Genomic DNA, 8,450 nt, shown 5'->3' with positions numbered 1-8,450 from the left:
TAATTAGCATGGTTAGTTTTGTGGACAGCCCAACACACAACAGAATTATCGCAATATTAACAAAAAGAGCTGGCGAGTATTGCAATTCTGTATTTTGAAGCGTTAAGTTAACAGCTACGGCTGTAGGGTATATTATACTAACGAAATAAAATAAGACGATGGCATCTGCCCTGTCATGCAGGTAAATCCAAGGTATGGTCATGTTCAACTTTTTGGTAGTATCAAAATAGGAGTGGAAAAAACGCAGATAAAAAAAGAAATAGAGCATTAGTAGAAATATAGCAACAGCTCCAAATTTACTAAGTATTTCAAAAGGTAACGACAATCCAAAAGCATTAACAGTTCCACTAGTTCTTGCTAGTTCATTTTTTAATATGGTCTGTATTTTAGATATCTCGATATCCTGAAATCCTTCAGTCAATTCCTCTAATTCGGAGAAATTTAAGGAGAAGCTTCCTGACTTCCAACCAAACTTTTCGGGTACTTCTGCAACAAGCATTTCCATGGGTGTAAATGGTTGTTCTTGGGTTTTTACTGGGATGAGTAAACGATTCGAAAATACACTTGCCTCTGTTGGCGTTCCTCCATCGAAATTAAATGGATTGACTCCAAGTATCCTACCCCCAAACAATAAATATCGTGAAGGTCTTTCCGCAGAAAGCAAAGAACGATAAGTATTTTCTTTTAACGATGGAAACTGCTGTAAATGTGTAAATTGACTTTCAAACCATTTCTCATCAAAAATATCTACTAATGACAAATTTTCTGAAGGTGTTGTGAATTGTGAGCCGTCTTCGTATATCGATGTTTGAATATAGCCTAATTTATTTTCATTGCTATCAAAACGGAATTCAATCGGTAATATTTTATTGACATATATGATACGCCTTACTGAGTAAAGCCCGTTCCAGAACTTTTTTATGTTAGCTAACGATAGTGGTTTTTCAACTCTTGTATCCACTGGTGAAAAACTTAAAGCTGGGTATAACCTTAGTGCGTTTTCAATCAAATAGCCCGTATAGTTAACCTTAATCCTATTGGTCTCAGATTTATCTCTATCAACGTAAAATTCTGCAAAGGTTATATTGTTTTCAGAAATTATTTTTTCGGCCTTTTGTGTAAGCCACTCGTCACCAAAACGTGATATAGGTTTCGCAGTGTGAATTTCTTTAAATGCAGTTTTTAAGTTTGTTACGTCATCAATAGCCGTTTCTATCTTTGATTTTTCAGCAAGAAGTGACATTACGACCAATATTGTAGTCAGTATAAGGAGCGTAAAGTTGATTTGTTTTAGATGCGAGATTGTGTTGTTATAAAGTTCGTCCATTGAGACATTCCATATATTTCAATGAAAATAAAAGCAATCTAACCCAAGGTTAAATCAATTTTAGTCTTTTCACAAACTTTATAATAGGGATCTAGAGTGCATCGTAGCATATGCAATTTACAGAATATAAAATTTTATTATGCAGGGCTGCGTTTTTTCTCAAAAAGCACATTTCGAAAAAGAAGTTTTAACGCCCTCCCGCGTACACAACAGGCTGGCAGGATTGGTTCTGCTTTGCATTCGAAAATGTCAGATCAAGTTGCGTCTAATTTAGCTAATTTAGCTAATTCATGTTTTTAAACTCATCTTAAATTATTCCCTTATCTAGCCAGAGCGTTTTGGAGATAACTGCGTTTCCTGCTCGCACTAAGATGCCTACACTTTTTAGGCAAGGCGAATTGAGCTGGCGATTGGAACTGAGCTTAACACAGCTAGCTCAAAACGTACTCAACACTATAAAATGGGTAAACTAGCAACTCAAAACAAAAAAGTCGCCCGAAGGCGACTTGGAAACGTGACATCATGTAAAAACAGGGGGAAGTGACCTCAATCGATTATTTATTTTCGATGAGATTGCTTTTGCCAATTTCAATCTTTCTTGGCTTAAGTGCTTCTGGAATTTCGCGCTCAAGGTCAATGACTAACAGGCCGTTTTCAAGTCCTGCGGCAATCACCTTGACGTGATCGCCAAGCTGGAATTTGCGCTCAAAGTTACGCTCTGCGATACCTTGATGGATAAATTTACGCTCAGCTTTGTCTTCTTTGTTTTGCTTTTCGCCTTTGACTGTCAGAGTATTGTTTTCTGACTCAAGGCTCAGCTCTTGCTCGGTAAATCCAGCAACAGCCATGGTAATTTGGTATTTGTCTTCACCGGTGGCTTCGATGTTATATGGCGGAAAGCTTGGCTGCTTTTCGTTGCGTGATGCCGCATCCATTAACTGTGCTAAATGGTCAAAACCGATGAATGAACGATAAAGTGGAGATAGGTCTACTGTACGCATAATTTGTATCCTCATAAAGCGATAATTAAGCTATTTATTGCTTCATAAGAAGCCAATAAATAGCATATAAAACATTTACTTAGTTTGGGTTGGGACCCTGTCGGCGTCCTCACAATACTATCTATGGACGAGGCAAATCTTTTTCAAGAAACTTTTTAAAAAAGTTTTTATTTACCTGAATTTTATAAGATTCTTTTTCAAGAAAATTGTCTTTGTAGGTAAAGAAGCACCATCTGATATCTCTCTTTTAGTGCATTAATGATCCACTGTTCAGGTTATTTAGTCGCCCCTGAAACCAGTTTAATTCATTGAATTACTTGAAGGTCTAAACGATCTTACTACCCTCTAATTGCAACTTTTTTGAATCACATAGCCAAAACATTGCAATTTGAGTGTAAAAATGAAACCAAAACCAACCATACAAACACCACAAAAGCACCTGTTTCAAATCGAGCTTATTGATATTGTTTCGCCACGCCATGAGCTGGTGAAACTGGCAAAACTCATTGATTGGCAGCGTCTAGAGGTTGAGTTCAAACAACACTATGGCGATAAAGGCGCTGGCGCCAAGCCTATCCGCCTGCTTGCGGGCCTCGAATACCTGAAACAAATTCACAAACTGTCTGACGAAAACACGGTGGCCATGTGGTGCGAAAACCCGTATTGGCAATATTTTTGTGGCATGCAATTTTTTACGCATGAACCGCCTTGCGATCCCAGTTCGATGACACGCTTTCGCAAGCGAATTGGTGAGGATGGCGTTGAGTTAATGCTGTCACTCACGGTAGATGCGGGCCTTAAAAGTAATACAATTAAGCCTTCAAGCTTGCGAGAAGTGGTCGTAGACAGTACCGTCATGGAGAAAAATATCGCCCATCCAACAGATAGTAAACTACTAGAAAAATGCCGCAATAAACTGGTTGGCTTCGCTAAGCAAGCTTGCATTGTGCTTAGGCAAAGTTATGAACGAGTAGGCCCTAAGGCCGCTCAAAAGGTGGCAAGTTATGCGCATGCCAAACAATTCAAACGCATGAAGAAGACACTGAAAAAACAGAAAAACTATCTCAGGCGAGTGATGAAAGACATCTTGCGGAAAATCACCGAGCAACCAAGCAAGGAGTTTATCCATGCCCTACAGCAGGCCGAGCGGCTATTAAAGCAAGAAAAAACGAGTAAAAATAAACTCTATAGCCTACATGAGCCGGGTGTTGAATGTATCGCCAAGGGAAAAAGCGCAAAGCCATATGAGTTTGGTGTCAAAGTGAGTGTCGCGACAACATTGAAAGAGCAGTTTGTGGTCTGCGCTCATGCAATACACGGTAACCCCTACGATGGTGACACGTTATGGGAAACGTTGAGAATAGTAGAAAACGTCACAGATAAAAGGCCATACAGCTGTTTTGTAGATAGAGGTTATCGCGGGCATTTTGCAGAACGTTATGATGTGTATATTGCTGGGCAAAAGCGCGGTGTGACGCCGAGCATTAAGAAAAAACTCAAGCGACGTAATGCGATAGAGCCAATCATCGGGCACGTGAAACAAGACGGTCACTTAGGGCTTAACCGCTTAAAAGGAAAGCTCGGTGACAAACTGAATGCGGTGCTTGCGGGTGTAGGCCAAAACTGCCGTAAAGTTCTAGCCCAACTGCGGCTTTTTTATGTCTGGGTTTTATATCAGCTATTAGCGGTAAAAAGCGCTGCGTAATAACAGGACTGTCGATAAAAATGATACTCAAGCTGGACTGATCTTGTACTGCCAATCTAAGCATCAAAACACCAATATTCAGAATCGACTATTTAGTGCTTCAGTTTTGCGGTCGCAACATAGATTTTTTGATAAAATCCTATGCCTCAGTTTCAGCTTCCTCGATGACAACAAAAGTATCTTGCGGCGCTTTATAAGAATGCCCACCACAAGCTGAGTTGCATTCTTTGTTAAGTGTCGAGAGTAAACCAAATCTAGCTACTATGATTTAGTGTGCCTCATACTTGGAGCTTTGAGCACTGTATTAGCGTGGAAAATCGCATCCAACTTTTTAGTATTTCTTTTATATAGTCCTTCAAAACATTGTTGAATAACCGCTGCTAACGTTTTGCTGGCCTTTCTGGAGTGACAATTTTGACTGAAAAATAGGCGCGCCAACGTGTATATACAGCCAGTATAATCCGCTGAGAAAATCTGATAGTCGCCTTAAAATGCTTGATGCGCTAACTTTTTCTCGACTAATTTCCATAATTCGTTGATGGCAACGGCTGCCGCTTCTAAAAACGGCTGGCATGTGTGCTCATTAGCAATTGCACCTGTCGCGAAAAAAGTGGGCGTATTGTGGCGTTGGCAAACAAGATGTTTTCTACCACTTTTGCAGACCTAGTTTAGACAACAAGGCCAGTAGTTGAACAACATGTTTTATTTTCAAGACTATTTACTTTATCTCGTTACATTGTCACATTAAAAATTGATTTAGATGAAGGTGCAGCTAATGAAATATGATAAGAAAAGTACTAATCGAAAAGTTGGTTTAGGGATTGCTGTCGGGGTTGGGATTGGCACAGCCGTGGGCGTTGCATCTGGGCAAATCATGTATGCTTTGCCTATCGGCATTGCCATAGGGATAGTTGTCGGCCGTAAGTATTTTTAATCCTTTTTGATACTTGATGCGTATGTGTGGTTCTGATTAGAAAACAACAAGATTAAGTAAGTGCAATTTAGTGACTCAGAAATTTCCAGGATCATAGAAATGGCGTGGGAAGATAGAACGCCATTTGAAGCTATCGAGCGACAGTTTGAACTGAGTGAGCCAGAAGTGATCAAATTGATGCGTAGTAGCCTAAAGCCCAGTAGTTTTAGACTATGGAGGCAACGAGTAAGTGGGCGCAACACAAAGCATATTAAACTTAGAAGCAAAGCGGTTAATCGCGGGTATTGCAAAACCCAATACAAACACAGGTAACGCTTTATCTAGACCCTCGTCTTTGCTTTATTGAAGGTCGCTAGCGAGTAAGCCGTAGAGTACTGAGTCTGAAATTTCACCAGCGATTTCCCAGCGAGCGCGTAAGTGGCCTTCTTTAGTAAATCCAAGCTTTGTGAGTACTTTGGTTGAGCCAATATTAGCGGGATCAATCTCTGCTTCAATACGCCTCAACTTCAGTGTTGAGAAAGCACAGTCAATGAGCGCGGAGCCCGCTTCTTGAATGACACCTTGCCCCCAGTGAGATTTGGCAATACCAAAGCCAATTTCGGCGCGACGTGACTCTTTATCCCAGCTAAACAGTAAACATTTACCAATTACTGTTTCATCACTTTTTGAAACAATGGCCAGTGCGATCGCTTGTTGCGTAGTTAAATCTTCGCGTGATTGCTTGATAAATTGCGTTGCATCGTCAAGGCTATCCCAAGGTGGTGTGTTCCAATAGCGCATGACGTCTGCGTCTGAAAATATGGCAAATAGCGCTTCGGCGTCTTCTGAGTTTAAGGGTCTAAGTGTGAATCGCTCGGTGTCGAGTTGGATTGTAGTTAATTGCAATATCTTTTTTCCTTGATAAAAAGGGCGCAAATTCGCGCCCTCAAACAATAAGCCGCTTGCTTACTTATTTATTTGCGTCTTTAACGGCTTTTAGCTTCGCCGCGTGGTCAATTTCATAATCTGGCATGTCTTTTTTGCCTTCGATTAGGTAGTTGTCCATCCAGCGCATTAAGCGCAGGCTGTAATCGTATTGAGCCGCTGCTTTGCGGTTACCGTGACCTTCGCCTGGATAGTAAACTAGACGTACGTCTTTACCTTGCACTTTCATGTAGCGATATAGCTCCATAGATTGCGCTGGGTGTACACGCGGGTCATCTTTACCATGCATAATTAGTAATGGCGTCTTCGATTGACCAGCCCAGTAAATCGGACTGCGCTCTAAGTACCACTGCCACTTATCCCAAGGGTAAGAGCGAGCGTGGACTAAGTACATTTCGTTTGAGATATCGGTAGTACCAAACTTAGAAAGTTGGTTAGTTACGCCAACAAACATCACGCTTGCTGCGAAGTGCTCAGTGAGTTTTGTAGCACCCCAAGCAGAGGCATAACCGCCGTAAGAGCCACCGGTAATACCAACACGTTTAGTGTCTACTAAACCTGTGTTGACTAAGTATTCTTTCATATCTACCAAGTCGTCAAATTCTTTACCTGCGTAGTCGCCTTGGCCAAGTTTTGAGTAATCAACGCCTTTACCTGTCGAACCACGGTAGTTTGGATAGAATACCGCATAGCCACGTGCCGCACCCATTTGACCTGGATCTGAATAACTTGTTAGCCAACCATTTTTATCGTGGCTTTCTGGGCCACCGTGCACTGACATGATCAGTGGGTAACGTGTACCTTCTTGATAATCAAGTGGATAAATTAATACGCCACCAATTTCAACGCCATCACGGGCTTTGAAGTTAACTGCCTCTTGCTTTGCAAAACGTTTGTTATCCAACCATGGGTTAGAATTCGATAGACGAGTCGCTTTACTCGAGCGGATCATAAACACCTCATTTGGGTGCTTAGCGGTGTTTGCACGTAGGGCAATGGTTTTGTCTGAATCAGAGATAGATAGATTCGATGCAATAAACTTACCTTCTTTGATAAGTTTCTTGTATTTGTTCGAGCCAACTTTAATTTGGCCAACAAAACTCTCAGCGCCGACGTTTGCGACAAAAGTCAGCTGATTCTTCCGGTTTGACCACTCAAAGTCAGCGATGTGACCCATAAAGTTCGGGATCCACTCTTCTACTTTGCCACTTTGTGCATCGGCAAGGTATAAGCGACCAGTTGCAGGGTCATGCTTATCTTCAGCGCCTAGAATCGCGATGTATTTACCATCGTGTGAAAACTCTGCAGTACCAAGCTTACCTTCTGTTTTGAATGAAGTGGTAATTTGTTGTGTTTTCGCATCAAGTACATGCCATTGTGACTTCATATACTTGTCATCAATGAGCGCTGTTGGCTGCGTTTTTACAAGTAATTTAGAGGCATCGTCAGCCCAGTTGATTTCACTCACATAGCCTTCGATGTCCAGTACCGCAGGGGTCAGCGGTTTTTCTGATGCTGCAAGATCAATGATATGAAGCTGTTTGTTTTTTAAACCCAGTTCATACACTTCAGCCATAAAGCCAAGCTTTTTCAGCTCTTTTTCTGACTTATCAGCAGCTGGCATTGCAAGGATTGCAACCTGTTTACCGTCAGGGCTTAGGCTATAAGCCGAGATCCCAGTTCCTTTTAGTGAAAGCACTTTCTGTGCTTCCCCACCGTTTACCGCGATGCGATAAAGAGCGCGTTGCTTGTCTTCTTTTTTCTTGGTAAGGAAATAAATAAATTGACCGTCGGATGACCAAGAGATGCTTGAGATACTCACTTTGCCTGTGATAAATGGGCGCTCTACACCTTCGTCGTCAACCACATAAAGTTCACTGTAATTGGAACCATTTTGGTCAATGTAAAGCTCACGTGGTACCGAGCGGGTAAAAGCAACGAGTTCGCCGTCAGGACTCACCGACGTTGAGCTTACCGATTGGATCTTTGGGATGTCTTCAATGGTGATGGTATCGCTTGCGAGGCTCGCAGCACTGGTGAAGCCCATTGCTAAAGCCAAAGCAGACTTAAGTAGTTTCATTATTTATCCTAAATTTTCATTCACTTGTTGTAACTTCAAGATGAAGTTTTTAGGCATTCTACTTGTCACTAGAATAAAAACCAATGTTTGCGATTAATTGTCGGTTAAGCCTGATAAAGCGAAGAAGCTATCTTTTATAGGCCAAAATTCAGCGCGCCTGAATAATCAGTCTGAAACGACATAAGGTGATTAAGTGCATACGAAATGTTGCCTTTGTCATCCATAATGTAGATAGAAGCACCGCAGTGTTTGCAAAAACCATGCTCTTGGATGGTTTGATCTTTCGAATGCGGCACCACAAATCGTTCGAGAGATTTACAAGGGTTTTCGATAAGACCGTGAGCCTGAATAAACTGCACACCAGTGCATATTTCGTTGACTGTTGTTGTAGTGAAAATACGATAGTGGATCTGAGCGCAGTGGCACGATGTGGTGATCATGTTGATGTCCTTAATTTTCTTTTGAGGTAAGTTTACTTT

At 41.4% G+C, this 8,450-nt stretch carries 8 protein-coding genes; 3 read left to right on the top strand and 5 right to left on the bottom strand.

What is annotated here, in order from left to right:
- Together L1D50_RS19025 and L1D50_RS19020 are read right to left on the bottom strand one after the other, a co-directional pair.
- The coding region (locus L1D50_RS19025) for a hypothetical protein (RefSeq protein ID WP_239966614.1) at positions 1 to 1,327 on the bottom strand (1,327 nt) is incomplete at its 3' end.
- Between the two features lie 554 nt (positions 1,328 to 1,881).
- On the bottom strand, positions 1,882 to 2,328 hold the full coding sequence (locus L1D50_RS19020; RefSeq protein ID WP_128725437.1) for an Hsp20 family protein: 447 nt from the start codon (positions 2,326 to 2,328) through the stop codon (positions 1,882 to 1,884).
- A 400-nt stretch (positions 2,329 to 2,728) separates the two neighbouring features.
- Between L1D50_RS19020 and L1D50_RS19015 the strand changes: the two genes are divergently transcribed.
- The 3 genes from L1D50_RS19015 (at position 2,729) to L1D50_RS19005 (ending at position 5,279) form a co-directional block, all read left to right on the top strand.
- Complete coding sequence (locus tag L1D50_RS19015; RefSeq protein WP_239966613.1) at positions 2,729 to 4,033, top strand: IS5 family transposase; 1,305 nt, start codon at positions 2,729 to 2,731, stop codon at positions 4,031 to 4,033.
- Positions 4,034 to 4,808: 775 nt separating this feature from the next.
- Complete coding sequence (locus L1D50_RS19010) at positions 4,809 to 4,967, top strand: hypothetical protein (protein ID WP_162847776.1); 159 nt, start codon at positions 4,809 to 4,811, stop codon at positions 4,965 to 4,967.
- 60 nt (positions 4,968 to 5,027) lie between these two features.
- Complete coding sequence (locus L1D50_RS19005) at positions 5,028 to 5,279, top strand: TIGR03643 family protein (RefSeq protein WP_128725483.1); 252 nt, start codon at positions 5,028 to 5,030, stop codon at positions 5,277 to 5,279.
- A 27-nt stretch (positions 5,280 to 5,306) separates the two neighbouring features.
- Here the strand turns inward: L1D50_RS19005 and L1D50_RS19000 are convergent, their stop codons facing one another.
- The 3 genes from L1D50_RS19000 to L1D50_RS18990 form a co-directional block, all read right to left on the bottom strand.
- Entirely contained in the window at positions 5,307 to 5,852 is a 546-nt protein-coding gene (locus L1D50_RS19000; protein WP_128725438.1) for a GNAT family N-acetyltransferase, read from the bottom strand.
- A 64-nt stretch (positions 5,853 to 5,916) separates the two neighbouring features.
- Entirely contained in the window at positions 5,917 to 7,971 is a 2,055-nt protein-coding gene (locus L1D50_RS18995) for a S9 family peptidase (protein WP_239966612.1), read from the bottom strand.
- A 134-nt stretch (positions 7,972 to 8,105) separates the two neighbouring features.
- Positions 8,106 to 8,450: hypothetical protein (locus tag L1D50_RS18990; RefSeq protein ID WP_239966611.1), on the bottom strand; the 345-nt coding region annotated here is incomplete at its 5' end.

Origin of the sequence: Pseudoalteromonas sp. Isolate6 (genome assembly GCF_022398435.1) — a bacterium.
GTDB classification, from domain to species: Bacteria; Pseudomonadota; Gammaproteobacteria; order Enterobacterales; family Alteromonadaceae; genus Pseudoalteromonas; species Pseudoalteromonas galatheae.
The sequence above is the reverse complement of the archived record's forward strand: the minus strand, read 5'-3'. Positions and strand labels throughout refer to the sequence as shown.

Excerpts from the sequence above, each read along its gene's own strand:
- L1D50_RS19020 (WP_128725437.1), bottom strand. The coding sequence starts at position 2,328 with ATGCGTACAGTAGACCTATCTCCACTTTATCGTTCATTCATCGGTTTT.
- L1D50_RS19015 (WP_239966613.1), top strand. The coding sequence starts at position 2,729 with ATGAAACCAAAACCAACCATACAAACACCACAAAAGCACCTGTTTCAA.
- L1D50_RS19010 (WP_162847776.1), top strand. The coding sequence starts at position 4,809 with ATGAAATATGATAAGAAAAGTACTAATCGAAAAGTTGGTTTAGGGATT.
- L1D50_RS18995 (WP_239966612.1), bottom strand. The coding sequence starts at position 7,971 with ATGAAACTACTTAAGTCTGCTTTGGCTTTAGCAATGGGCTTCACCAGT.